Below are 23,867 nucleotides of genomic sequence, written 5' to 3'. Positions count from 1 at the left end.
GCGACCGTCGCCGGTCGCCGCTCCTCACTTTCGGTTCGACCTTGCGCTTACAGCTTCTTGCTGAACCGCACGAAGAAGTAGCGGCCGCGCGCCGAAACCGGGGTCGCCACCGTGCTGCGGAACGGCTCTTCGTCCGTCAGGTTGTTGACGCCCAGGATCAGGTCGCTCTTGCCGTCGATGTCCCAGGACAGCGAGGCGTCGTGGGTCCAGATGGGATCGTTCCACGGCGCGTCGAACGAAACCGTATTCTCGATCTCGACGCCCGCACGGGTCTGCTTGCTCTGATAGTTCGAGAACAGGCCAGCGGTGAAGTCGCCCACGCTCCAGCGGACGGAGGTGTTGACCACCCATTCCGGCGAGTTCAGCTGTTCCTTGACCGGATTGGCCAGGCCAGAGTCTGAGGCGAACGGGAAGTCGTTGCGGTCCTCAAGCCAGGTGCCGCCGACACCCAGGGCCAGCGAGCCCCACTCCGGCTTGCCGAAGGTATCCATATTCAGACGATAGACGGCGTTGAAATCGACGCCCGACGCCTCCAGCCCGGCGAAGTTCACCTGGCTCTGTTGCAGATAGTCCAGGCCGCCCTGCGTGAGAGAACCGGGGCGGTCGTCGCGGCTGAGCAAGGCGCAATACTGGTTGGTGATGCTGGGCGCGTCATAGCAGCTGTTGACGATGTCCTGACCCGAGACTGCGGCGATGGCGTTCTCGATCTTGATGTTCCAGTAGTCGGCCGTCAGCGTGAAGTTCGGGATGAAGCGCGGTTGCAGCACCACGCCCGCCGTCCAAGAGTCCGAGGTTTCCGCCTGCAGATCGGGATTACCGCCGGCCGCGCCGAAGAACTGGGCCGTCAGCGGGTCTTGGAAGTCGTAGACCGCGCCGACCGTCACGCCGTAACGCGCCAGATCCGCCCGGCAGTTCGCCTCGCGCGAGCTTGTCCCCTGCGTGATGTTTTCCGCCGAGCAGGGATCGATCGGACGGAAACCGGCCGTCTGGAGCGGTGTGAACAGTTCGGCGATATTGGGCGCACGCACGGCCTTGGCCACGCCCCCGCGGAACCGGACGTCGGTCACCGGCGCCCAGACCAGGTCGGCCTTGAAGGTCTCCGTATTGCCGATGTTGGAGTAGTCGCCGAACCGCGCGGCGGTGTTCAGGGTCAGGGTCTCGGCGAACGGCAGGTCCGTCAGCAGCGGGAAGCTGATTTCAACGAAGCCTTCCGACACCTCGAACTCGCCGGAGACGGCCGCCGTGGTGGCGTAGCGGAACGACACGCCCTGTTCGTCAAAGTCGTTCGGATTGAAGTCGCTCTGTTCCTTGCGATACTCGCCGCCGACGGCGAAGCTGATCGGGCCGCCCGGCAGGCTGAACCAACGCGAGAGATCACCGGCCAGGAAGCCGGAGACCACCGTCTGCTGGATCAGAGCGGTGTCGGTCACCTGCGGTCCGACGAAGGCCGAGGCTTCCGGGCTGACGTTGCCGAACCCGAACAGGTTCAGCGGGCGGCAATCCGAACCCGCGCCAGGCGTGAAGGTCTGGAACGGGTTGGGCACCGGCCCGCCGAACTGAGGATAGAGGCCCGAAATCGGCGGCGCCGCCGTAGGATCGAGGGTCGAGCGGCAGACCGCCTGGCCCGTCACCGGATCGGTGACGGCGTCGACGGCGGCGAAGAAGCGATCCTCCAGCCGCAAGGCATAGGTCGCGTCCTGCTCTGTGCGGCCATAGTTGAACGACAGCTCGTAGTTCCAGCCGAGGTCCAGTTCGCCCCGTGTGCCGAACACCGCGCGATAGGTGCGGCGATCATTGACCCGCTTGGGATCCATGACGTCGGCGTGGTCTCGCGAGAGTGCGATACCCGCCGTACCGGCGACGCTGGGATCGGCCGCGATCTCGGCATTGACCAAGGCCCTCAGCGCCGCCGGGATGAAGGGGTTCTCCAGCGAGATCGGGATGGAGTCGTCATAGGAGTTGTAGGGGCTGAACGTCGTGCCCTGGCTCCATGACGCGTTGATCTCGACGAACGGATTGAAGAAGGTTGAGAGGTTGTAGTTGCCCGTCAAGCTGACCGAATAGCTCGACTCCTTGGGCAACAGGCTCTGGCCGTCGAACACTTGTGCTGCGCCGTCGCCGCCCGACTGGTTGGAGGAGCCGGCATACAGGCCGTCCTGGAAGGGCCGCAGCTGACCCGTGACAGGATCGACGGTGTAGCAGCCATAACCCTGTTGTCCGTTGCGATTGCTGAAGCAGTCGGCGTTGACCTGCGGATTGGAGAAGGCGCCGGCCGGGTCCGCAAAGCCGTCGCCGTCCAGATCGATCCCGATAAGGCCGCTGGTGCTGGAGATCGAGAAGCGGGGATCGGCGATGAAGGCGCGCGGGGTTGCGGTCTGGGCGCGCGAGATCAGCGACGCATCGGTTCCGACGAAACGCGGCGCGCCGCCGAGCAGGATCGTGCGACCTCGCGTATCGGCCAGAGTGCGGCCGGGAGGCAGGGGATCCCCGACCTGGAAGAAGAGCGCGGGGTTGGTGTAGTCGTCGTAGGTGCCGTTATTCTTCGAGAAGCTGCGATCGCCATAGTAGAGCTCAGAGCGTTCGTTGCCCTGAACCCCGATCGTGAAGTTGCCGCGCCCATTGTCGAAGTTTCGGCCATGGAGCAGCGAGATATAGAACTCCTCCGCATCGCCTTCGCCGGACAGGCCGCCCTGAACCGTCATCTCGGTGCCCTCGTAGTCGTCCTTGAGGATGAAGTTGACCACGCCGGTGACGGCGTCCGATCCATAGACGGCCGAGGCGCCGCCGGTCAGGACTTCGACCCGTTCGATCAGGCCGGCTGGAATACTACTGACGTCCACGGCGGCCGATCCGGGTTCGCCCGCGACATAGCGGCGTCCATTGACCAGGGTCAGGGTGCGCTCCGACCCCATGCCACGCAAGTCCAGGGTCGCGGCGCCGCCGTTCGCCTGGGCCGAGCTGGTCGAGGATTGCAGCGCGGGAATGCGGTCGAGCAGGTCGGCGACCTGGGTCACGCCTTGTGCCTCGATCGATTGCGCCGTGACCACCTGAACCGGCTGAGCCGCCTAGGTGGCGGCGGTCGCGGACAGGCGCGAGCCGGTGACGACGATCTCATCGACCTCTGACGGCTGATCCGGCGTGGATTGAGCGAATGCGGGCGTCGCCATCGCGCTCAGAATCGATCCGCCAAGCAGGATCGAGCGAAAAACGGCCTTGTTGTGCATGATCATCCCCCATTACCGCGAGAGGAGTCGCGGTGATGGCAAGGATTTTGCCGCAAAGCCGCCGCGGTCAATGAAAGAAGACCGAAAGCTGCAACTTTGTGTCAAAGCTGTCGCTTTCTCACCACAATCCATGACGTGCTAAGCGTTGACCAGAGTTCCGGCAGGGCCTGATTCAAATCGCCTTTCATCGTTCGGGATGCATCGCCGTAAACAAGAGGGCCCCACATCGCCTTGCAGCGACATGGGGCCTCTCGATCATCACAAGCGGGCCTCTCGCGTCGCGGGCAACGCGTTCAAGTCACGCCTTGTCGATCGCCGCGGCGATCTGGTCGCTGGAATGACCCGTCAGATCCTTGGCGATCTCGCCGACCAGCTTGCCTTGAAGGTCCTTGTGCCAGTGCTTGCGTAACTCACCCAGCGTCTTGGGCGCGGCGATCACCAGCAGTTCGTCGATCTTGTTGGTGACCGACCATTTGTTCAGCACCTCGGCGACGCCCATGGCGAAGCCGTCTTCAGCCTGGGTGTCGTTGTCGGGATTGGCTTCGTTGGAACGGCGCCCGGCCGAGCCGGAAACGCGATCCGCGATGGGCGGGTTTTCCAGCGGCGTCAGCTTGATGTCCGTGGCGTTCGTGTTCTTGAACAGGGCCAGCTTCTCGCCGTCGACCACCGCCACCAGTGCGCCATTGGAAAGTTTCATCGTCGATACTCCAGTCTGTAAGGATTGAGACAACGAACCGGGGCGCAGGCCGTTGCCTCGCGCGACCATTCCCATAGTGTCGCGCGACAAAACCGCCGTGAGACGACCCATGCCCGACGCCCTGCCTCTGGACCGCCGCCGCCTGATGGCCCTGGGCGCATCGGGCGTTGCGGGCGCGATCCTGCCGGGATGCGCGACGATGAGGGCCGCCGCGCCGCGCCAGACGGTGTGGACCTTTGATCGGTTGGCCGACATCGGCGGCGTGGCGACCAACGTCGAGGGCGACCCGACCCTGATCGACAGTCCCTATGGTCGCGCGGTGCGGTTCGACGGCGTGGACGACGCCCTGTTCATCGAGGACCATCCGCTGGCCGGCGCCGAGACCTTTACCTTCGAGGCCCTGTTCCGGCCCGACGGCGGCGCCTTCGAGCAGCGCTGGTTCCATCTCGCCGAAGAGGCGCCCGCCGGCCAGCCGCCGTCCCAGACGCGCTTCCTGTTCGAGATCCGCGTGGTTCAGGACCGCTGGTACCTGGACGCCTTCACGCGCGGCCCAGGCTACAACCACACCCTGATCTTTCCCGAGCGCCTCCACCCTTGCAGCCAGTGGTTTCACGTCGCCCAGACCTTCGACGGCGTGATGTACCGCGCCTATGTCGACGGCGTGCTGCAGGGCGAACATGCCGTCCCGTTCAAGCCTCAGGGGCCAGGCCGCGCCTCGGTCGGCTGTCGCATCAACCGCTTGAACTATTTCAAGGGCGCGGTGCGCCAAGCCCGCTTCACCCACGCCGCCCTGCCGCCCGAACGGTTCACGCGGCTCTAGGTTCTGAACTCATAAAGCGTTCGGGGATTTGAGGTTCTGAAAGGAGCCTTGGGATGGCGCGATACGATTTGAGCGAAACGGAATGACGTCTGAATCCGGGTGTTCGAGGCCTTGTCTGCCAGCTCGCCGTGATCGACAGTTCGATCATCCGGGCCCACCAGCACGCCGCCGGTGGAAAAAGGGGGTCCGGATCACGCCATCGGCCGTTCTCGTGGAGGACTGAGCACCAAGATCAACGCCCTGGTCGATCAGGACGGCCTGCCGTTGCGGATCGTGCTCTCGGCCGGTCAGGCATCGGACAAGGCCGCCGTTGAGGCCCTGATCGACGGCCTCAAACCCGCCAAGGCTCTGGTCGCCGACCGAGGCCATGAAGCCCAGGCCATTATCGACCCCGCCATCTACCGACACCGAAACGTCGTCGAGCGCTACTTCTGCAAGCTCAGCCACTTCTGACGCGTCGCCACCCGCTTCGACAAACTCGTCCGCAACTTCCTCGCCGCCGTACTGCTCGCTTCAACAAGATTTTGGCTCAGAACTTATGAGTCCAGAACCTGGGCACCATCCCCTTACCTTTCCGCTCATCCCGGCTTTCGCCGGGATGAGCGGGAGATGGGGGGTCAGCTCTCGATCAGCTCACGAATTCGGCTGCCCAGCGCCTCCATGGCGAAGGGCTTGGTCATGACGTGCATGCCGGGGTCCAGGTAGCCGTTGCCGACCACCGCATTCTCGGCATAGCCGGTGATGAACAGCACCTTCAGGTCCGGCCGCTCCAACCGTGCGGCGTCCGCCATCTGACGCCCGTTCATCCCGCCGGGCAGGCCCACGTCGGTGACCAGCAGGTCGATCCGCGCCTCTGAGTTCAGCAGCTTCAGCCCCGCCGCCCCGTCCGAGGCCTCGATGCACTGATAGCCCAGCTCGTGCAGGATTTCGGCGACCAGCATCCGCACCGTAGGCTCGTCGTCCACGACCATGACTGTTTCGCCCGCCTGGGCGCGCGGGGCCTCCTCGACCTCGGGAACCGCCTCGCCCTCCTCGACCGCGCCGTGGTGGCGCGGCAGGTAAAGGCAGACCATCGCCCCCTGCCCCGGCTCGGAATAGATCCGCACCTGTCCGCCCGACTGGCGCACGAAGCCATAGATCATCGACAGGCCCAGCCCCGTCCCCTCGCCCAGCGGCTTGGTGGTGAAGAAGGGCTCGAACGCCCGCGCCGCGACCTCCGGCGCCATGCCGGAGCCGGTGTCGCTGACGCAGATGGAGACATACTGGCCGGGGTCCAGATCCTGGGCCTTGGCCGTGCGCGCGTCGATCCATCGGTTGCCGGTCTCGATGGTCAGCCGCCCGCCGCCCGGCATGGCGTCACGCGCGTTGATGCACAGGTTCAGCACCGCGTTTTCCAACTGGTGCGCATCGATCAGCACGGGCCACAGGCCGGCGCCGGCGACCACCTCGACATGGATGCCCGGCCCCGTCGTGCGCCGGACCAGCTCCTCCATCCCGCGGATCAGGCGGTTGGGATCGGTCGGCTTGGGATCCAGGGTCTGGCGCCGCGAGAAGGCCAGCAGCCGGTGCGTCAGGGCCGCCGCCCGCTTGGCCGCGCCCTGGGCGGCGACGGTGAACCGCTCCACGTCGTTGTGCCGCCCTTGGGCGATGCGGTTGGAGATGATTTCCAGACTGCCGCTGATCCCCGCCAGCAGGTTGTTGAAGTCGTGGGCGATGCCGCCCGTCAGCTGGCCCACCGCCTCCATCTTCTGGCTCTGGCGCAGCGCCTCCTCTGCCTGCATCAGCGAGGCGGTGCGCTCTGCGACCTGGTCTTCCAGCGTCTCGTTGAACATCGCCAGTTCGGCCGCCTGGCTGCGCAGATCCTCGATATCGGTGTTGGACCCGACCCAGCGGGTAATCCGGCCCTCCTCGTCGTGGACCGGCTCGGCCCGCACCATGAAGGTGCGATAGACCCCGTCGTGCCGACGCACGCGAAACTCGGTCTCATAGACCTGGCCGCTCGCCAGCGCTCGGGACCAGGTCTCGATCGCCCGTTGCGCATCTTCGGGGTGAACATTGCTGATCCACCCCTCCGCCCCGTCCAGATCGCCATCCTTCTGGCCGGTATAGGCATAGACCTGGGGGTTAAACCAATACAGCGACCCATCCGCCCAGCTGGCCCAGATCTGGATCGGCGTGGCCTGGGCGAAGACCCGGAACTGGGCCTCGCTGTCGCGCAGGGCGGCCTCGCTCCTGGCGCGCTCGGTCGCTGACCGCACCCGTTCGGCCACGTCGCGCATCAGGCGCAGGTCGCTGTCGCTGTAATGGCGCGCCGTCGCATGGTTGACGAAGACCATGGCCACGACCCGGCCCTGCTCCATCAGCGGCATGTTGACGAACGACCCGGCGCTGATCCGCTTCAGCACCTCCGCCGTCGCGGCCGTGCGGGGATCCAGCGCCACGTCGGCGATGGTCACCGTCTCGCCGCGCTTGATGTTCTCGATGTAGGAGCCATGCTCGCGGAAGGCCAGGGTGCCGGCGATGCTGCTCACGCCCGGCTGGTTGAAGTCGCGCGCGATGGTGATGGTCTCGCCGACCGTGTCCACCGTGCCGTATCCCGCGCGGCTGACGCCCATCGTCTGGGCCAGAACCTGGGCGGACGCCTGGGCGATCTCGCCGGGGTCGGTCAGGTCGCGGATGGCGTCGTTCAGCTCCAGCAGGGCGTTCTGACGCGCCTCGCTCTGTTTGCGCTCGGTGATGTTGTTGAACAGGATCGCGACCTGCCAGGCGCCCGGCTGACCGATGCGCAGCGCCTGCACGTCGTACCAGCGGCCGAAGATGTCGGCGGGGTTTTCAAACCGCGCCGGCTGTCCCGTGCGCGCCACGCCGCCGTAAAGATCGAACCAGTGCTGCTCCAGCCCCGGTGCGATCTCGCTGACCCATTTGCCGTAAGGATCGACCAGGCCGGTCATCGCCTCGAACGCCTGGTTGCCCTCGACGATCTTGTAATCGACCGGCCGATCCGCCGCGTCGAACTTCATCTCGATGACGCAGAATCCCGTCGCCATGGCCGCGAACAGGGCGCCGTATCGCGCCTCGCTGACCGCCAGCGCCTTGGCCGCCTGATGCCGTTCCGTGACGTCCACGCCCTGAACGAAGATGCCCCAGACCTGACCGCTCGCGTCCTTCAGGGGCTGAAAGACGAAATCGACGTAGCGATCCACCGGCTCGCCGTTCGGCTCGGCCTGAACGGCAAACAGCGCGCCCTCGGCCCGGTGCGGCTCGCCTGAGCGATACACGCGGTCCAGCAGATCCAGATAGCCTTGGTCGACCGCATCGGCCAGCGTCTGCGCCACCGTGCGCCCCAAGACCTCGCGATGGCCGATCAGCTTTTGATAATTGGGATTGGTCAGCTCGAACCGGTGATCCGCCCCGACCAGCAACGCCATGAACCCAGGCGCATGGGCGAACATCTGAGTCAGATGATCGCGATCGATCCCGGCTTTCTCGGCCTGGCTGGAGACGTTATCGGGCAAGCACTTTCCCCAAAGACAGCGGTCTTGGTTTCACAAAACACAAAGCACGGCGACCGGTTGCAATCGATCCGTCCGGCGCCGGACACAGTCGTCTATCGCCGCGTTTCTGTGGACAAGGCAAGACGCTGATCCGCAACCGCGAATTTGATCCGTCCACCGATGTTCACAGGCTTGTCCACCGCCGCCGGGCCAGTCGTGCACACCGGGGCGAGATCGGGCGCTTGCCTCATAGCCGGTTTCATCGGAACGTCAACAGGCCAAGGGACACGGCGGCGCGGAAATCCAGGGGAGACCCCGGACATCAAGCGAACCGGCCCGGCTCTCCGACCCGGCGCGATCGGGCGATCTTCGGATCGTAACGTGCGGTAGGCGGGATCCAGGCTTCAGTTCTCGACGGTCTCAGGATCGACAAGGAACCGGAGAACCGGATCGGGATCGAGGGACGACGCGGACGAAAACGCCGTGGGACGCCCAAGACCAGGAGCGCGACGAGTACAGCCGACCGCCCTTTCGGGTTCGCCCGAAACGACGCTGACGCCAAGGCCCCGACCCGAACGGCCAAGTCCAACCCGGACTTGGCGAGGGGACGAAGAGCACGGGCTTGCCCGCACGCTTCGTTCCCTCGCTCAATTGGGGCGCCGGCCATCTGCGCACGCACCGCAAACACCCGCTTTGTGATCGACCAAAGACCCTTTTGGCCGCTATATTGATTCACCTTGAATCGGGGATCGAATGCGCACCACCAAGGTCATACGACCGGCGAAACTGCCACTGTCGGGTTCGGCAATTTACGAGGGCGATGCGCTGACGACCCTGCGTCGGCTGCCTTCGGAAAGCATTCAGACCATCGTGACATCCCCGCCATACTGGGGGCTGCGTGATTATGACACGGACGACCAGATCGGCCTCGAAGAGACCCTGCCGGAATTCATCGCCAGCCTTCGGTCAGTGTTTAGAGAGGCCCGACGCGTTCTGGCTGACGACGGCGTATTCTGGCTGAACATCGGGGACGGATACACCAGCGGGAACCGAGGCTGGCGCGCGCCGGACAAGAAGAACCCCGCGCGCGCAATGAGCGTCAGACCGAACACGCCAGACGGGCTTAAGTCCAAAGATCTGCTCGGCATACCTTGGAGGCTCGCCTTCGCGCTGCAAGACGATGGATGGTATCTTCGCGCCGACATCATTTGGAACAAGCCAAATGCAATGCCGGAAAGCGTCAGAGATCGGCCGACACGTGCGCACGAATACATCTTCATGTTAACCAAGTCGGAAAAATACTCTTACGACAGACTTGCCGTCATCGAACCCAATGGCCGCAACCTTCGTTCGGTTTGGAATATTAACACCCAGGCGTTTCCAGGTGCGCACTTCGCGACTTTCCCTTCGAAACTGATCGAACCGTGCATCAAGGCGTCCACCAAGCCCGGCCAGTATGTGCTCGACCCCTTCTTCGGATCAGGCACGGTAGGCTTGGTCGCCCAGAACCTGGGCCGGGAATATCTGGGGATCGAACTCAATCCCAAATACGTGAAGTTGGCGGCTGAACGCCTGTCGGAGGGCGAAAGCAAGATCGTCAAGATCGCGGCATGACGTTCGTCCTGCCGATGCCCGAAACCCAGGTCGATTTCGCGACGTCCCTTTCCGGCATTCGTGACGCGCTCTTGCAGAACGCACTGAGCCGCACGGTCAAATCTCTGAGCATTCCGGCGATCGACCAGGAACTCGCCACGCACGTCCCGCCCCATAGCCTGGCGATCCTGGCCGGCCACGGCCTGCGAGGCGAGATGATGTTCCCCGTTCCGGCGGTCCTGAAGGAAAATCCCAGGCTGATCGGCTACTATCGACTTCTGTATGGGTTCAGTCAGAAGGAATTCTACACGTCGGCGACCGGCTTCGGCCGGCTCAAAAGAATGGAAGAAAAGGGCGTCGTCGCTCCTGCAGTCCTTGCAGACCTTCCATCCGCCTGTGACGCCCTGTGCCAGGCGGGGGCCGTGCTGCTGTCCGCCATCGGAAGCAAGAAGATCAGTGCAGGTCTTCTCGACGATCTGACCCTACTGACTCTCGGCCCGCAGTTGCGAGGCGGCGCCAATGTCAGAAAGGGCGTCGCGGGCATCAAGACCGTGTTCAACGCGATCCACGACATCGTCGCGTCTTCCGTCGTCAGCAGCACCGACACCAGGATCGAACTGAAGAATGCGGCCGGTCGAGCGGTCTTTATCGAGTTCGCACCAGACCCCGACATCATCATCCGTGCAGCGATGTCGTCAGGTTCGTATCGACAACTCATCGCCATTGAGGTGAAGGCGGGCTCGGACTTTTCGAATATTCACAACCGAATCGGCGAGGCCGAAAAGAGCCACCAGAAAGCCAAGAGCGCTGGCTTCGTGGAATGCTGGACCGTCGTGAATGTGGACAAGATCGATGTCGCACTCGCTAAGCAGGAATCCCCCAGCACCAACCGCTTCTACCGCATCTCCGACATCATCCGAGAGGAAGGCGTAGAATTCCTCGACTTTAGAGATCGCGTGATCTCATTGACCGGCATCGCGGACCCCGACTGAACCCGCGCCTTCCCAACGCCCCTATCCCCTCGTAAGTCAGGCGCATGACTGTACCGGGGAATCGCCTGCTGACCCGCCGCCGCGCCTTGATCGCGGGCGGTGCGGCCGTGGCGGCGGGCGCTGTGGGGCTTCGGGCCTGCGGTCGGGTCGAGGCGCCGGTGGACGAACAGGGTCGCGTGCGTCTGCGTTTCGCCACCGACTGGCGCGCCCAGGCCGAACAGGGCGGCTTCTATCAGGCCCTGGCCAGCGGGGCCTATGAGAAGCGCGGGCTGAACGTCCAGATCGTCCAGGGCGGTCCCGGCGTGAACGTGCCGCGCCTGCTGGCCTCGGGCGCCGTCGAACTGGGCATGGGCTCCAACAGCTTCATCCCGATGAACCTGGTCGCGGCCGGCGCCCCGGTGAAGGCCGTCGCCGCCTTCTTCCAGAAGGATCCGCAGGTCCTGATGGCCCATCCCGACGACGCGCTGGAAACCATCGCCGACCTGACCGGCCGCCCCTTCCTGCTGTCCGATACCGCCATCGCAACCTTCTGGGTCTGGCTGAAAGCCCGCTACGGCTTCACCGACGAGCAGCTGCGCCCCTACGCCTACGACCCCGCCGCCTTCATCGCCAACACGCGCGCGGTGCAGCAGGGCTATCTGACCAGCGATCCCTACGCCATCGAACAGGCGGCCGATTTCGACCCCCGGGTCTTCCTGATGGCCGACGAGGGCTATCCCTCCTACGCCGCCATGGTCCTGGCGCCCAACGCCTTCGCCCGCGACAATGGCGCGGCCTTGCGCAGCTTCATCGCCGCCTCGGCCGAGGGGTGGCGCGACTATATTCGAGGCGACGCCTCGGCCGCCGACGCCCTGATCCGCAAGGACAACCCGGACATGACGCAAGCCGTCCTGGATCAGGCCCGCGAACGTTTACGCGACAACGCCATCGTCGATGGGGGCGACGCCGCCCTCTATGGCCTGGGCGCCCTGACCACGGAACGCTGGCAGGCCTTCTTCGACGTCACCTCCCAGGCCGGCGTCTATGAGGCGGGGCTGAACTGGCGCGACGCCTTCACCGACAACTATCTGCCCGGTCGCGGCTGACGCGCCTTCGCCGAAACCTGCCGTGGCGTTAGCGCGGGATTAAGTGGTCGAACCCTAGTGTGCGGGCTGCAATTCCTCACCGGAGAGCCGCCTTGCGCCGCGCCCTCGTCTTAACAACAGTCATTACCGCCGCCAGCGCGCTGGCCAGCGCCGCCGTCGCCCAGCAGGCGTCGACCAATCCATCCGGCCTGCGCTACCTGTCGTGGCCGGGCAAGCCGCCGGTCGCCGCGCGGTCCGTTCCTACGCCCGCCGTGACGCGGCCAGAGGCGCCGCAACCGACCGTCGTCGCCGCCAACCGCACCATCCCCGGCGCCATTCCTTTGGCCCGCCTGGCGCCCGCACCCTCCACCGCCACACCGCGCAGCAACGGCCTGACGCCCGCCAGCGCCTGGATGGGCCAGCCCGCCCCTGCCCCCGTGCAAGCCGCCCCTGCCCCCTACACCCCCGCGCCTCAACCGCAGGCGCCCGAGCCGGTCCAGAGCCAACCGCAACCGCAAGCCGAGGCTGCGCCCGCGCCCGCCCGGCAGCAGACGGTGGTCCAGGCCGCCCCCGAGCCCCAGCCGCAACCGGTCGAACCCGCCGCCCAGACGGCCGTCGCCGACCCCATGGCCCCGCGCCGCGACGCCCCCATCTATCGCCTGCAACGCCCCCAGGCCGGCGTTCCCGTGGACGCCGCCGCCGTCGCCGCCAATCAGCAGGCGGCCCAGATGGCCCCGACCGGCGACAACAGCGCCCGCTACTATTCGGTCCACCGCCAGGCCGGCCGTCATCCCGACGCCATCCCCGCGCCGCAGCAGACCTATCTGGACGCCCTGCCGGTCGAGATGACCCAGACGCCGCGCTCGAACGACCTGGCCCAGCCGGACGGTCCGCCGGCCATGATCCGCAACGCCAACGGCTCGCTGCGCGCCGTGCCCCAGACCGAAGCCGACAACCTGCCATGAGCGATCAAGCCGTGATCGAACCTGCCGTGATCCCCGGCTCACGCCTGCCGCAGCTGATCGCCCTGGCCGGCGAGGAGTCCAGCGAGAAGCGCCGCCTGCTGCTACGCGAACTGACCGACCACTTCTTCGGCGTTCCCGACCACAACGCCAACGAGACCGACCTCTACGGCTCGGTCCTGGCCAAGCTGTCCGACGAGATGGAGGTCGCGGTCCGCGCCGAACTGGCCGCCCGGTTCGCCGAGGCGCCCAACGCCCCCCACAGCCTGATCCGTCGCTTCGCCGACGACGAGCTGGAGGTCGCCGAACAGGTGCTGCGCGCCTCCAGCGTCCTGACCGACGAAGACCTGATCCACGTCGTGCGCAAGCGCGGCCAGGGTCATCTGCGCGCCGTCTCGGGCCGCGCCGTCGTGTCCGAGGCCGTGTCCGACATCATCGTCGAGCGCGGCGACGACGACACCCTGGACGCCCTGTTGCGCAACGACGGCGCCCGCCTGTCGCGCGCGGCGTCAGAGACCGCCGTCGAACGCGCCAAGGCCAATCCGGCCCTGCACGCCGCCACGGTCGAGCGCCAGAGCCTGCCCGCCGACCTGCTGAACGAGATGTATTTCGTCGTCGAGGCCCGGCTGCGTCACCAGATCCTGGAACAGAACGCCCGCATGGACCCCGACCTGCTGGAGGCGGCCCTGGCCGCCGGCCGCACGCGGGTCGCCACCGACGACGGCGCCCTGCCCGCCGACTATGCCGAAAACCTGGCCTATGTGGACGAGCTGAAGGCCGCCGGCCAGCTGACACCCCAGGTGCTGATCCGCTTCCTGCGCTCGAACGGCCGCACGCCCTTCCTGATCGCCCTGTCCAAACTGGCCGACATCGACTTCCACACCGCGCGCGGCATCGTCGAGCGCAAGGACCTGGACGCCCTGTCGGTGGTCTGCAAGGCGGCCGACATGGACCGCGCCGTCTATCTGACCTACGCCGTCGCCGTCCTGGGCGCCGAGGACAATCCGATGGGCAAGGCCGCCGCCTACGGCCGCATGTACGGCGAACTGACCCGCGACGCCGCCCTTCGCACCCTGCGCTTCTGGCGCATGCGCCGCACAGCACAGGCGGCGTAAAGCAGCACAGACCTCTCCCTCCCCGTTCCGGGGAGGGTGGTCGCGCAGCGACCGGGTGGGGGCGGCCCAGCACGGACGCACTCAATCGAAGCTGGGTGTTGTCAGGACCGCACCGCACAACAGGCCGCGTTGCGAGATTTCGAAGTGATGGAGCATCGATCCTTTCTTTTGGAAGGAGAGACGGATGACCGTCATCAACGCACTCATCAACGCCTGGCTGACTACGGTCCCGGCCTGATCGACAGCCTCATCAACCAGTTCGTCGCAACAGGTTTCCGGTGCTTCTTCAAGTGTTGGCGCCAGTGGTCTCGCACAGACGCGATAGGCCAACACTCAACGTCAAACGCACCACCGCCTCCTAAAAAACTGCGGTGAGGCGCACATGACTATGCTGCTCTATCGACACCCCAGCATCTGCGGTGCATCGCCCTGCCGCCCCCACCCGGCTTCGGCTGCGCCTCAGCCACCCTCCCCCGCAGGGGGAGGGAGAAAGATCGGGCGCCGCCCCAAAGCAAAAACGCCCGCCTCCTTTCGGAAGCGGGCGTCCTCACACCGAAAAAGATCCGGCTTATTTCTTGGCGCGCGCCGTCGTTGCGGCGCGGGCGGGCTTGCGGCCGCCCTGGCCCAGGCCCATCGACTTGGCCAGTTCCGAACGCGCCTTGGCGTAGTTCGGGGCGACCATGGGATAGTCTTTCGGCAGACCCCATTTGGCGCGGTAATCTTCGGGGCTCATGTCGTATTTGGTGCGCAGGTGACGCTTCAACGACTTGAACTTGCGGCCGTCTTCCAGACAGATCAGGAAGTCCGGCGCGATCGACTTGCGGATCGGCACGGCCGGTTCCTTGGGCTCGGGCTCGGCTTCGACCGGACCATTGGAAACACCCGACAGGGCGGCGTGAATATTGGCGATAAGCGCCGGCAGGGCCTCTGCCGAGACGGAGTTGTTGCCGACGTAGGCCGACACGATGTCCGCAGTCATCTCTAGCAGTTCGGGCTTATCTTCCATTGTCGACATCGCTTTCATGATCCATGTGCGCTCGACTGATTCTCCAGTCGAGACATCCCTATATCCTCATAGGGTTGTTTCCACTTGAAAGCAAACACGCGCCCAAGCGGTGCAATGCGCACGTTACCGAAAATACATGTAGTGGTTAGGATCAGCGGCCGAAGTCTTCGGCCAGCACCATCATCGCCGCGCGTTCGGGCGCCGAATATTCATCGACCATATCATCCTCGCCGTCGCGTATGGCGCGCAGCAAGGACGGCGTCAGGGCCGAGGATAGAGACCAGTTCCAGTAACGCAGGACCGTCTGCGCCCGGTCGACCGCCAGCATCTCATAGGTGATCTGCACCCGTTCCCAATCGGGATGGATCGTGCCGTCCGCCGCCGTCTCGGGCCGCCGCATCGAGCGCCACAGGTTCGTCAGGTCGGTGCGCGACATCCCCGTCGCCTTGCACAGGATCGCCAGCGGCTCGCCCCCCGGATCGCCCAGCAGCTTGGCCCCCGTCAGCGGCTTGACCCCGGCCAGGAAGGCGATCTCGGACGCCGTCTCGCGCGTCAGCCCGTCGCGCGCGGCGACCATGACGGCCTGTTCCAGACTGTCGAACGGGCTCTTGGCGATGGCGGCGCGATTGCGCTGGCGACGCTCGATGAACTGCAACGCCTTGCGCGCCACCGGATCGGCCCATCCCTCGTCGGCGGCCATGGGGAAGACGTCCTCGGACGCCTCCTGCATGACTTCGCGCGACACGGCGAACCGCTGCAGGATGGTGCGGCGATCCTCGGCCGCGCACCACCAGAACATGACATAGGCGCCCGACGGCCTGAGTTCGGGCCGTTTCAGCAACAGGCCGCACAGGTTCGGCGACGGGCGGCTCAGGCCCACCACCGCCTCGATCCCGACCTGCGACAGGCGCGCGGTCTTGTTGCGCAGCACCGCCTCGATCACCTCCATCTCGCCGAAGGTGAACAGGGTCTCGGTCACGATCTCGGACAGTCCGCGCCGCGCCGCGATCAGCAGGCGGTGCTCGAAACTGGCGTCGCGCGCACAGCCGACGATGTCGGCGTCGCTGAGGGAGGCGCATTGTTCGATCAGCAGGCCCGCGATCTCGGCCTCGTCGCGCAGCAGCAGGCGCGCCACGCTGTTGGGCAGTTCGGCCAAAGGCGCCAACCGCGAGGCGACCCGACGGCGCTCCTCGCGCGACGCCAGACGCAGCATCTCGACCAGCAGATCGCCGGTGACGGACCGCTCGAAGGCGTTGATCCGGCTGGCGGGAAGCGACACGACATCGGCCAGCCGCTTAAGCAGCGCACGGCGTGCGCGCAGCGGCGGTTGCGGCGTCGCCTCTTCCCCCATCATGGCTGACAGTTCGCCCATTGGCCCACTCTTAGGCGCCAGCGGTTAACCGGGCGTGAGCCTTCAGCTCTTGTTGACCACTACCACGATGGCCAGGATCACGAAGGCCACGACCGCCAGAACCCGCGCGATCCACGGCGCGGCGACGAAGACGCCCAGCACGGTGAAGCCGCTCTTGACCGCCTCCGGCCGCGTCAGCGCCTGTTTGAACGTGCCGCCCGCACCGCCCCTCTCACCCGCGATCGGATGACCGCAGTTGGGACAGGCGACGGCCGCCTCGGACACCTGACGCGCGCAGGCGGGGCAAGAAATCAGGGCCATGTTCAGCCTCCCGGTTTCGGGGTGATGCGGATTTCGACGCGGCGGTTCTTCTGACGTCCGTCGGGATCGTCCGAGCCGTCGGGCCTGGCGTTCGGAGCCACCGGCTGGCGCTCCCCGAACCCTTGCGCGCCCAGGGTGCGTCCGGCGGGACCTTGCAGCCGCGCCGCCACCGCTCGCGCACGCCTCAGCGACAGGCCTTCGTTATAGGCGTCGTCGCCCTTGGCGTCGGTATGGCCGCCGATGCTGACCTGGGCGTCGGGATAGCTCTTCAGCAGCTCCCCCGCCCGCGTCAGGGCCGGCTCGGCGTCGGCCCGAATCGTCGCCTTGTCGAAGTCGAACAGCACGTCGGCCGGCAGGTCGATCACGATCACCCCGTCGCTGCGTCGCGCATTCAGCTCGGTCAGCAGGCTGCGCGTCGTCTCGACCCGTTCGGGCGACACCTCGGACGAGACGAAGACGCTCTCCAGTTCGCTGTCCGGCCCCGCCTTGGCGAAGGTGGACTGGGGCGCGGTCATGTCCTTCTCGAAGGTCGAGATCGTGCCGATGGCGCTGCCGCTCATCAGGCGCACCGTCATGGCCGAGACCACGCTCGGCGTCAGACCGGCGGCCAACAGCGCCGCCGCCAGGGCGGGCGCATGTCGTCTCGTCATCCGGCCGCTCCTGCCGCCGGCGTCGGATTCTGGGCCGCCTGGGCCGTCAGCGGAATGGTCATGCGCAGGAACGGGCCGATGATGCTGTCCGACGTCGAGCCTTCGTTGAACACCACCGAGATCTGGTTCACCCCGGACGGCACGGCGCCCATGAAGACCAGCCGGCCGTTCATCGTGTCGCCCTTGACGATGTTCATGTTGGGATTGCCCTCGGGCGGCTTCAGGCGAAGCTTCTGGCCGTTGGGCAGTTCGATATAGGTGGCGTTGGTCGCCATCTGGACGTTGTTCGTCATGTCGCTGGCGAACGAGATGCTGACGTCCAGGATGGTGGCGTCCTCGGCCAGATCGACGTTCTTGACCCGCACCGTGGCCCCGACATCCGTCACGCCCTGCACGTCCACCGGCACATTGCGGATCTGGCGCACCTGGGCGGTCACGGGGGAGTTGCCTGCGGCGGCCGCCTGCTGTTCCGGCGACATCGACGGATCGACCGCCTGTTTGTCGTCGTTGTTCGAACAGGCGGCGAGCGCCAGGGCCGAGGCCCCTGCGACGGCGATCAGGCGAAGGGCGGCGACAGTCATGAAACGCTCCGGCGTTGTTGATACGCCGCGCGTCGCCCCTCATCCCAAGCGGAGCCGCACGCGCGTCCGAGATCGAACACGCGAGCGGTGAAAAGGCTCCGCTTACAAGCCCTCAAACAGCGCGGTCGACAGGTAGCGCTCGGCGAAGGACGGGATGATGACCACGATGGTCTTGCCCGCATTCTCATCCAGCGCCGCCAGGCGGAAGGCGGCGGTCAGGGCCGCGCCCGAGCTGATGCCGACGGGGATACCTTCGACGCGGGCGGCCTTGCGCGCCATGTCGAAACTGTCGTCGTTCGAGACCTGTTCGACGCCGTCCACGACCGACGGATCATAGATGGCCGGCGTAAAGCCCGCGCCGATGCCCTGGATCTTGTGCGGGCCGGGCGCGCCGCCCGACAGCACCGGCGAGGCTTCCGGCTCGACCGCGATCATCTTGACCGAGGCTTTCTTGGCTTTCAGCGCTTGGCCGACGCCCGAGATGGTGCCGCCGGTGCCGACGCCGGCGATGACGATGTCCACCGCCCCGTCCGTGTCGTTCCAGATTTCCTCGGCCGTCGTGACCCGGTGAATGGCGGGATTGGCCAGGTTCTCGAACTGCGACGGGCTGACCGAGTTCGGCGTCGTCTCCAGCAGTTCCTGCGCCCGCGCAATGGCGCCCTTCATGCCCTTTTCAGCCGGGGTCAGCTCAAGCCGCGCGCCCAGCAGGGCCAGCATCTTGCGCCGTTCGATGGACATGCTTTCCGGCATGACCAGGATCAGCTTCAACCCCTTGGCCGCCGCCACGAAGGCCAGGGCGATGCCGGTGTTGCCGCTGGTCGGCTCGACCAGGACGGTGTCCTGATTGATCTTGCCCGCCTCCTGCAACGCCTCGACCATCGCTACCCCGATCCGGTCCTTGACCGAGGCGATGGGGTTGAAGAACTCCAGCTTGGCCAGGACCGTGGCCTTGGCGCCATATTCGGCCGACAGGCGCGGCAGGCGCACGATAGGCGTGTCGCCGATGGTGTCGACGATCGAGTCATACACCTTGCCCCGGCCCTTCTTCAGATGGCGGGATGCGTTGTAGCTGAAGTCGGTCATGGGGAGGTCTCCGATGGGATCATGCAGTTGCGCTAACAGATAGGCGACGGCGGCGATCCGCAAGGGGGCGCGGGCGAGGATTTCTGACAAGACACCCCATCTCCGCTCCCGCCGATTTCCCCATCCCATTTCTCAGTCCCGTCATCCTCGGGCTCGACCCGAGGATCGGATGGTCCGCCGCTGGTGAGACAGGATCAGCACACAGCCCGATCCGCGCCTGATCCTCGGGTCGAGCCCGAGGATGACGGCGATGAGAAACCGCTACCGTTCCAGCACCGCCCGCCCCGGATCGAAACCGACCACCTCGCGGATGACGATCATGCTCTTGAAGCCGCGCACGCCCTTTTCGGGGATCAGTTCGCGGATGCCGAAGACCTCGTAGTCCTGCATCGAGCGGACGGCGACGGTCAGCAGATAGTCGGTCTCGCCCGTCACGTCCCAGGCGCCCTGCACCTCGGGACTGGCCTTCATGGCGCGCTGGAAGGCCTCCATCACCTTGCGATCATGGGTGTTCATCTCGACCTGGACATGCAGGACGATGCGCGGCTCGACCCTGGCCGGATCGATCACGGCGACATCGGCGGCGATGACCCCCTCGGCTCGCAGGCGACGCAGGCGGCGCAGCACGGCGGATTCCGAAAGCCCCACCGCCTCGGCCGTCACCCGCGCGGGCTCCAGATTGTTGCGCCGAACCCGCGCCAGCAGCCGATGGTCAAAATCATCGAGAGTGACGAAATTCGTCATTTGATAGCCCTTCGTGACGATTTCGGGCGCATTCAAGCGGAAAATCGCCGGGAAGCGCAAGCGGCATTACGCTAGCTTTACGCCATGACGTCGCTGGCCCTGAAAACCCATTTGAACTCGCCGCTGGCGATGCGCCTGATCCCCTATCTGGCGCTGTTCGCGGGCATGGTGACGCTGGCGGGCGGCACCTCCTTCGCCAAGACCCTGTTCCCGATCATCGGGGCGGAGGGGACCTCGGCCTATCGCGTCGGGATTTCGGCCTTTCTGCTGGTGGCGGTGTTCCGCCCGTGGCGGTTTCGGCTGACCCGCGCGGATATGGGGGCCATCGCGCTTTACGGCGTCGTGCTGGGGGCGATGAACCTCAGCTTCTACATGTCGCTGCGCACCATTCCGCTGGGCCTGGCCATCGCCATCGAGTTCATGGGACCGCTGACCCTGGCCCTGATCCATTCGCGCAAACCCATTCATTTCGTCTGCATCGGCTTTGCGGTGCTGGGCCTGGGCCTGCTGCTGCCGCTGAAGGCCGGCGCCGGCGCCCTGGATCCGGTCGGCATGGCGCTGGCCGCCTTCGCCGGCCTGTGCTGGGCGCTGTACATCGTGTTCGGCAAGCGGCTGTCGCACATCCATGTGGGCCAGTCCGTGGCGCTGGGCATGACGGTCGCGGCGTTCGTCGTCGTGCCGTTCGGCGTGGCCCATGCGGGCGCGGCCCTGTTGAACCCGGCCATCATCCTGGCCGGCGTGGCGGTTGCGATATTCTCCAGCGCCCTGCCCTATTCGCTGGAAATGATCGCCCTGCGCAGCATCCCCAAACGCACCTTCGGCGTCGTGCTCAGCGCCGAGCCGGCCGTCGGCGCCCTGGCCGGCCTCTTGATCCTGCACGAACACCTGACCGGCCAGCAGTGGCTCGCCATCGCCGCCATCGTCGTGGCCTCGGTCGGCGCCATTGCGACGACGCGAGCGGACCGGGTTCAGATCGAACCGGCCTGACCCTTATTCCGCTCATCCCCGCGAAAGCGGGGACCCAGCGCTTTGGGCGTTTGACGGTTTATGTCCGGTCAAGGCGCCGATCCCACGCACCCTGCCCCGCAAAAGAACTGGGTCCCCGCTTTCGCGGGGATGAGCGGAGGGGGCGTCAGAACTCATCCCACCCCGACGCTGATGTTGAAGCCCCACCCGCATAGGCGCGAATGCGGGCGCGTTCGCGGGCGAGGGGGACGGGGCCGGAACCCTGCGACAGGTCGTGGACCCGTGTCTGAACCGGCGCCTCGCCCGTGTCGAACCGTTCGACCAGTTGGGCCAGTTGCTCGGTCTCGGTCTTCAGGCTCATGGCGGCGGCCGTGGTTTCCTCGACCATCGCCGCGTTCTGTTGCGTGACCTGATCCATCTGATTGACGGCGCTGTTGACCTGGCTCAGACCCGTGGCCTGTTCCTGAGCCGAGGCGGCTATCTCGGAGATCAGGGCGTCCATTTCGGCGACCTTGACCGCGATGGCCGACAGGGCTGACCCGGTCTCGTTGACCAGGTTCACCCCTTGCGCCACCTCGTGGCCCGAGGTGGTGATCAGGGTCTTGATCTGTTTCGCGGCCTCTGCCGAACGCTGGGCCAGGGCGCGCACTTCGGACGCGACCACCGCAAAACCCCGCCCCGCCTCGCCCGCCCGCGCCGCCTCGACCCCGGCGTTCAGGGCCAGCAGATTGGTCTGGAAGGCGATCTCGTCGATCACGCCAATGATGTCGCTGATCTGGGTCGAGCTGCGCTTGATGCCGTCCATGGCGGCGATGGCCTGGCGCACCACCTCGCCCGAGCGGTCGGCCTCAGCCCGTGCGCCCACGGCGGCCGAAGAGGCCTGTTTTGCCCCGTCCGCACTGCGTTTCACCGTGGCGGTGATCTGGTCCAGCGCCGCCGCCGTCTCTTCCAGACTGGCGGCCTGCTGTTCGGTGCGGCGCGACAGGTCGTCCGAAGCGCTTGAGATTTCGCCCACCCCGCCCCTCAGGCCCGACACGGCCCGCAGCGCCTGGCCCAGGGTCTGACGCAGGCTTTCGACGGCGGCGTTATAGTCGTCGCGCACCCGGATATGCGCGCCCTGCACCGGCGCATCGATCCGCGCCGTCAGATCGCCCGCCGACAGCCGCGCCAGGGCGCCGGCCAGGGCCTCTACCAGCAAGTTCTGCGCCTGTTCCGCCTCGATCCGCTGGGTCTCGCGGCGGGCGGCCTCCTGTTCCGCGGCCGTGATGTCGATGGCCAGTTTGATGACTTTCGTCGGCCGTCCGTCGGGACCGAAGACCGGGTTGTAGGAGGCCTGCAGCCAGACCTCGCGCCCGCCCTTGGCCAGACGCCGGAACTTGCGCGCCAGGAACTGGCCGGCGTTCAACTCGCGCCAGAAGGCGGCGTAGTCGGGCGAGGCGGCCTCGATCGGGTCCATGAACTGGCGGTGATGGGCGCCCCGGATCTCGTCCAGACTGTAACCCATCGTGGTCAGAAGGTTTGGGTTGGCGTCGATGATCGTGCCGTCCAGGTTGAACTCGATCACCGCCTGGGAACGGCCGATGGCGGCCATCTTGCCATCCAGGTCAATCAGGCGATCCCGCGCCTGCGACTGTTCAAGCCGTCGTTTCGCAAACATGTCCCAACCCCGTCCCCCAGGCGGATGCCCGTTCAGGTTGCAATAGTAGCGCCCCGAATCGTTTCCGAAGTGTTTCGAGACCGTCGAAAAGTCTCACGTACGACTACTCAGGGACTCTACGTTAAACCCAGGCGCGCGCGCCAACCTTCACCGCTCGTTAACCACGATGGCGCATCTCTCAACGGCTGTTCCTGGGGTCTTCTTTGCGCAATCTCGTCGCCGCCGTCGAAGCGATCGATCCGCTGGTCGTGACCGGCAAGGTCGCGGGCGTGTCGGGCCTGCTGATCGAGTCGCGCGGCGGCCTGTCGCGTCTCGCCGTCGGCGCCCGGGCCGAGATCAGCCGGCGCGGCCATTCCCCCCTGCCGGCCGAGGTCGTCGGTTTCCGCGATTCCAAGGCCCTGTTGATGCCGTTCGGCCCGGTCGAGGGCGTGGCCCCCGGCGCCGACATCCGCATCATCGACCAGGCCGCCAGCGTGCGCCCCACCACCGCCTGGCTGGGCCGCATCATCGACGCCTTCGGCCAGCCGATCGACGGCAAGGGTCCGCTGCCCCAAGGACCGGCCCCCTATCCCCTGCGCGCCCCGCCCCCGCCCGCCCATTCGCGCGGCCGTGTCGGCGAGCGTCTGGACCTGGGCGTGCGGGCCATGGACGTCTTCACCACCACCTGTCGGGGCCAGCGCCTGGGCATCTTCGCCGGGTCGGGCGTGGGCAAGTCGGTGCTGCTGTCCATGCTGGCCAAACAGGCGACCTGCGACGCCGTCGTGGTCGGCCTGATCGGCGAACGCGGCCGCGAGGTGCGCGAGTTCGTGGAAGAGACACTAGGCGAAGAGGGGCTGAAACGCGCCGTCGTCGTGGTCGCCACCTCGGACGAGCCGGCCCTGAAACGCCGCCAGTCGGCATACATGACGATGGCCATCGCCGAATATCTGCGCGATCAGGATCTGGAGGTGCTGTGCCTGATGGACAGCGTCACCCGGTTTGCGATGGCCCAGCGCGAGATCGGTCTCGCCGCCGGCGAACCGCCGACGACCAAGGGCTATACCCCCACCGTCTTCACCGAACTGCCCAAGCTGCTGGAGCGCGCCGGCCCTGGCCCCGTGCGTCCTGACGGCACGACGGCGGCGCCGATCACCGCCCTGTTCACCGTGCTGGTGGACGGCGGCGACCATGACGAGCCGATCGCCGACGCCGTGCGCGGTATTCTGGACGGACACATCGTCATGGATCGCAAGATCGCCGAGCGCGGGCGCTTTCCCGCCATCGACGTGCTGAAGTCCGTCAGCCGCACCATGCCCGCCTGCCAGACCCCGCCCGAGCGCGAGCTGAACAAGCGCGCGCGTCAGTGCCTGTCGGCCTATGCGAACATGGAAGAGCTGATCAAGATCGGCGCCTATCGCACAGGCGCCGACCCCATCGTGGACCGCGCCATCGCGCTGAACCCCGCGCTGGAAGATTTTCTGGGTCAGGACAAGGACGACGCCACGCGTCTTTCCGATTCCTTTACCCGGCTAGAGGACATCCTCAATCAAGGCATGATCAGAGAGTGA

At 66.2% G+C, this 23,867-nt stretch carries 22 protein-coding genes and 3 pseudogenes; 11 read left to right on the top strand and 14 right to left on the bottom strand.

Annotation, left to right across the window (positions count from 1 at the left end):
* Positions 1-47: 47 nt before the first annotated feature.
* The 4 genes and pseudogenes from AC3ISA_RS10270 to AC3ISA_RS10255 all read right to left on the bottom strand — a co-directional run bounded on the left by AC3ISA_RS10270 (position 48) and on the right by AC3ISA_RS10255 (position 3,921).
* Positions 48-2,702, bottom strand: coding sequence for a TonB-dependent receptor (locus AC3ISA_RS10270; RefSeq protein WP_489180093.1), 2,655 nt, complete (start codon positions 2,700-2,702; stop codon positions 48-50).
* Positions 2,703-2,753: 51 nt separating this feature from the next.
* A pseudogene (locus AC3ISA_RS10265) lies at positions 2,754-3,050 on the bottom strand (TonB-dependent receptor plug domain-containing protein); the annotation flags it as partial.
* Between the two features lie 15 nt (positions 3,051-3,065).
* Positions 3,066-3,224 carry a hypothetical protein gene (locus AC3ISA_RS10260; protein WP_489177808.1) on the bottom strand — a complete coding sequence of 53 codons (159 nt, stop codon included), beginning with the start codon at positions 3,222-3,224 and terminating at the stop codon, positions 3,066-3,068.
* A gap of 298 nt (positions 3,225-3,522) precedes the next feature.
* The gene (locus tag AC3ISA_RS10255) at positions 3,523-3,921 is read right to left on the bottom strand and encodes a host attachment family protein (protein WP_372694287.1); all 399 of its coding nucleotides are present in this window, start codon (positions 3,919-3,921) and stop codon (positions 3,523-3,525) included.
* A 109-nt stretch (positions 3,922-4,030) separates the two neighbouring features.
* Here AC3ISA_RS10255 and AC3ISA_RS10250 point away from each other — a divergent pair, with 109 nt between their 5' ends.
* The 3 genes and pseudogenes from AC3ISA_RS10250 to AC3ISA_RS10240 all read left to right on the top strand — a co-directional run.
* Positions 4,031-4,741, top strand: a complete 711-nt coding sequence (locus AC3ISA_RS10250) for a LamG-like jellyroll fold domain-containing protein (protein WP_489177807.1) — start codon at positions 4,031-4,033, stop codon at positions 4,739-4,741.
* Positions 4,742-4,912: 171 nt separating this feature from the next.
* Positions 4,913-5,119: pseudogene (locus AC3ISA_RS10245) on the top strand (transposase); the annotation flags it as partial.
* Positions 5,120-5,140: 21 nt separating this feature from the next.
* Positions 5,141-5,293 (top strand): annotated as a pseudogene (locus AC3ISA_RS10240) (IS5/IS1182 family transposase); the annotation flags it as partial.
* A gap of 65 nt (positions 5,294-5,358) precedes the next feature.
* On the opposite strand, the gene AC3ISA_RS10235 reads toward AC3ISA_RS10240, so the two are convergent.
* Positions 5,359-8,169, bottom strand: a complete 2,811-nt coding sequence (locus AC3ISA_RS10235; protein WP_489177806.1) for a PAS domain S-box protein — start codon at positions 8,167-8,169, stop codon at positions 5,359-5,361.
* Between the two features lie 12 nt (positions 8,170-8,181).
* On the opposite strand from AC3ISA_RS10235, the gene AC3ISA_RS10230 reads away from it, so the two are divergent.
* From AC3ISA_RS10230 to AC3ISA_RS10205, 6 genes are all read left to right on the top strand, one after another.
* Entirely contained in the window at positions 8,182-8,385 is a 204-nt protein-coding gene (locus AC3ISA_RS10230) for a hypothetical protein (RefSeq protein WP_489177805.1), read from the top strand.
* Between the two features lie 603 nt (positions 8,386-8,988).
* The gene (locus AC3ISA_RS10225; protein WP_489177804.1) at positions 8,989-9,849 is read left to right on the top strand and encodes a DNA-methyltransferase; all 861 of its coding nucleotides are present in this window, start codon (positions 8,989-8,991) and stop codon (positions 9,847-9,849) included.
* The gene (locus tag AC3ISA_RS10220; RefSeq protein WP_489177803.1) at positions 9,846-10,820 is read left to right on the top strand and encodes an XcyI family restriction endonuclease; all 975 of its coding nucleotides are present in this window, start codon (positions 9,846-9,848) and stop codon (positions 10,818-10,820) included. Before AC3ISA_RS10225 ends, AC3ISA_RS10220 begins: the two co-directional genes overlap by 4 nt.
* Positions 10,821-10,864: 44 nt before the next feature.
* Complete coding sequence (locus AC3ISA_RS10215) at positions 10,865-11,905, top strand: ABC transporter substrate-binding protein (RefSeq protein ID WP_489177802.1); 1,041 nt, start codon at positions 10,865-10,867, stop codon at positions 11,903-11,905.
* A 92-nt stretch (positions 11,906-11,997) separates the two neighbouring features.
* Positions 11,998-12,849 carry a hypothetical protein gene (locus tag AC3ISA_RS10210; RefSeq protein ID WP_489177801.1) on the top strand — a complete coding sequence of 284 codons (852 nt, stop codon included), beginning with the start codon at positions 11,998-12,000 and terminating at the stop codon, positions 12,847-12,849.
* Entirely contained in the window at positions 12,846-13,961 is a 1,116-nt protein-coding gene (locus AC3ISA_RS10205; RefSeq protein ID WP_489177800.1) for a DUF2336 domain-containing protein, read from the top strand. The genes AC3ISA_RS10210 and AC3ISA_RS10205 overlap by 4 nt, the downstream gene beginning before the upstream one ends.
* 81 nt (positions 13,962-14,042) lie before the next feature.
* On the opposite strand, the gene AC3ISA_RS10200 is transcribed toward AC3ISA_RS10205, so the two are convergent.
* From AC3ISA_RS10200 to AC3ISA_RS10165, 8 genes are all read right to left on the bottom strand, one after another.
* Entirely contained in the window at positions 14,043-14,291 is a 249-nt protein-coding gene (locus AC3ISA_RS10200) for a hypothetical protein (protein WP_489177799.1), read from the bottom strand.
* Positions 14,292-14,529: 238 nt separating this feature from the next.
* Complete coding sequence (locus AC3ISA_RS10195) at positions 14,530-14,967, bottom strand: Ros/MucR family transcriptional regulator (RefSeq protein ID WP_159845967.1); 438 nt, start codon at positions 14,965-14,967, stop codon at positions 14,530-14,532.
* 151 nt (positions 14,968-15,118) lie between these two features.
* Positions 15,119-16,339, bottom strand: a complete 1,221-nt coding sequence (locus AC3ISA_RS10190) for a DUF2336 domain-containing protein (RefSeq protein WP_489177798.1) — start codon at positions 16,337-16,339, stop codon at positions 15,119-15,121.
* 42 nt (positions 16,340-16,381) lie between these two features.
* Positions 16,382-16,639: a hypothetical protein gene (locus AC3ISA_RS10185; protein ID WP_372695245.1), complete on the bottom strand. Its 258-nt coding sequence runs from the start codon at positions 16,637-16,639 to the stop codon at positions 16,382-16,384.
* A 2-nt stretch (positions 16,640-16,641) separates the two neighbouring features.
* Complete coding sequence (locus AC3ISA_RS10180; RefSeq protein ID WP_489177797.1) at positions 16,642-17,289, bottom strand: OmpA family protein; 648 nt, start codon at positions 17,287-17,289, stop codon at positions 16,642-16,644.
* The gene (locus AC3ISA_RS10175) at positions 17,286-17,870 is read right to left on the bottom strand and encodes a hypothetical protein (protein ID WP_489177796.1); all 585 of its coding nucleotides are present in this window, start codon (positions 17,868-17,870) and stop codon (positions 17,286-17,288) included. The genes AC3ISA_RS10180 and AC3ISA_RS10175 overlap by 4 nt, the downstream gene beginning before the upstream one ends.
* A 102-nt stretch (positions 17,871-17,972) precedes the next feature.
* The gene (gene cysK / locus AC3ISA_RS10170) at positions 17,973-18,953 is read right to left on the bottom strand and encodes a cysteine synthase A (protein WP_489180092.1); all 981 of its coding nucleotides are present in this window, start codon (positions 18,951-18,953) and stop codon (positions 17,973-17,975) included.
* A 261-nt stretch (positions 18,954-19,214) separates the two neighbouring features.
* Positions 19,215-19,697 (bottom strand): Lrp/AsnC family transcriptional regulator, encoded by a 483-nt coding sequence (locus AC3ISA_RS10165; protein ID WP_489177795.1) that lies wholly within the window; start codon positions 19,695-19,697, stop codon positions 19,215-19,217.
* A gap of 84 nt (positions 19,698-19,781) precedes the next feature.
* Here AC3ISA_RS10165 and AC3ISA_RS10160 point away from each other — a divergent pair, with 84 nt between their 5' ends.
* Positions 19,782-20,684, top strand: a complete 903-nt coding sequence (locus tag AC3ISA_RS10160; protein WP_489177794.1) for an EamA family transporter — start codon at positions 19,782-19,784, stop codon at positions 20,682-20,684.
* Positions 20,685-20,829: 145 nt separating this feature from the next.
* Here the strand turns inward: AC3ISA_RS10160 and AC3ISA_RS10155 are convergent, their stop codons facing one another.
* The gene (locus AC3ISA_RS10155) at positions 20,830-22,320 is read right to left on the bottom strand and encodes a methyl-accepting chemotaxis protein (RefSeq protein WP_489177793.1); all 1,491 of its coding nucleotides are present in this window, start codon (positions 22,318-22,320) and stop codon (positions 20,830-20,832) included.
* Between the two features lie 203 nt (positions 22,321-22,523).
* Here AC3ISA_RS10155 and fliI point away from each other — a divergent pair, with 203 nt between their 5' ends.
* On the top strand, positions 22,524-23,867 hold the full coding sequence (gene fliI, locus AC3ISA_RS10150; RefSeq protein ID WP_372692522.1) for a flagellar protein export ATPase FliI: 1,344 nt from the start codon (positions 22,524-22,526) through the stop codon (positions 23,865-23,867).

The sequence above is a fragment of the Brevundimonas sp. KH_058 genome (assembly GCF_057838505.1).
Note: the sequence above shows the minus strand (reverse complement) of the source record. Positions and strands in the feature narration are given on the sequence as shown.